General features: G+C 61.7%; 1 pseudogene. It reads left to right on the forward strand.

What is annotated here, in order from left to right:
- Positions 1–288: 288 nt before the first annotated feature.
- Positions 289–1,137: pseudogene (locus ACGLHR_RS51735) on the forward strand (error-prone DNA polymerase); the annotation flags it as partial.
- Positions 1,138–1,205: the final 68 nt, after the last annotated feature.

Below are 1,205 nucleotides of genomic sequence, written 5' to 3' on the forward strand. Positions count from 1 at the left end.
CGAGGTGATCGTCACCCTACTGGAGCCATATTTGCAGCCCGATAATTATTAAACCTATTTACGAGATGTTGTACTAGTTCATTCTTCAGGGTAGCGACTGCATTTGCAATTAGAGAAGTGTGAGACCGCGCATCGACGCACTAATCCATCTGGCTAATGGTTCGGTACTTGATCGCTAGTATGATTTTTTCCAGGGACTGATTCACCGCAATACACACCGCAACGCGGTGAGGGGGAAGGTCCCGACCAATACACAAGACTTTACGGCGTCAAGACACGTGCGGCCTTCAGATCCAGGGCTTCGGGGAATACGGTTTTCCCGAGAGCCATGCCGCCAGCTTCGCGCTGCTGGTCTATGCCAGCGCCTGGCTCAAGCGCCATGAGCCAGCAGCTTTCCTCTGTGCCATGCTCAACAGCCAGCCGATGGGCTTCTACAGCCCCTCTCAGCTGGTGCAGGACGCCAAGCGCCACGGCGTGGAGGTCCTGCCAGCGGATATCGCTGTCAGCGGCTGGGATTCGACGCTGGAGACGCGCGAGCGCAGGCCGCCGGCGGTCCGCCTTGGCCTGTCGCTGCTGCGCGGCATGCGGCAGGAGGCTGCATTGCGCATCGAAGACGCACGCGCGGTTCGACCGTTTGCGAGCACCACGGATCCTGCCCGGCGGGCGTCACTGGACCGGCATGACGTCCAGATCCTGGCCGCCGGCGACGCCCTGCGCGTCCTCACGGGAGACCGTCGACAGGCCCTGTGGCAGGCCTCCGTTGCCGTGCCCGACAAGGACTTGTTGCGTCCCGCAGACCTGATGGAGGAACTGCCCACCCTTGCCCCGCCAAGCGAGGGCGAGGAGATCGTGGGGGATTACCGGTCCATGGGACTGACACTGAACCGGCACCCGCTCGCGCTACTCCGTGTGCAACTCGCCGCGCAGCGCTATGAGCCGGCATCCACCCTCTTCGGCTACCAGAACCGCCAGCTGGCGCGTGGTGCCGGCATTGTCACGGTGCGGCAGCGGCCAGGGACCGCGAATGGAGTCCTGTTCATGACCATCGAGGACGAAACCGGCACGGTGAACGTCATCGTGTGGCCATCGATATTGGAGCGGTACCGTAAGGAAGTCTTGGGAGCACGCCTAACAGGCCGCTGAAATACCTCCGACCGAAGTCAGCGATTCGAGTGGCTGAAGCGTTGATCTGAGAACCCCACACC

Origin of the sequence: Cupriavidus sp. CuC1 (genome assembly GCF_044627735.1) — a bacterium.
In the GTDB taxonomy this organism is placed as follows: domain Bacteria; phylum Pseudomonadota; class Gammaproteobacteria; order Burkholderiales; family Burkholderiaceae; genus Cupriavidus; species Cupriavidus ulmosensis.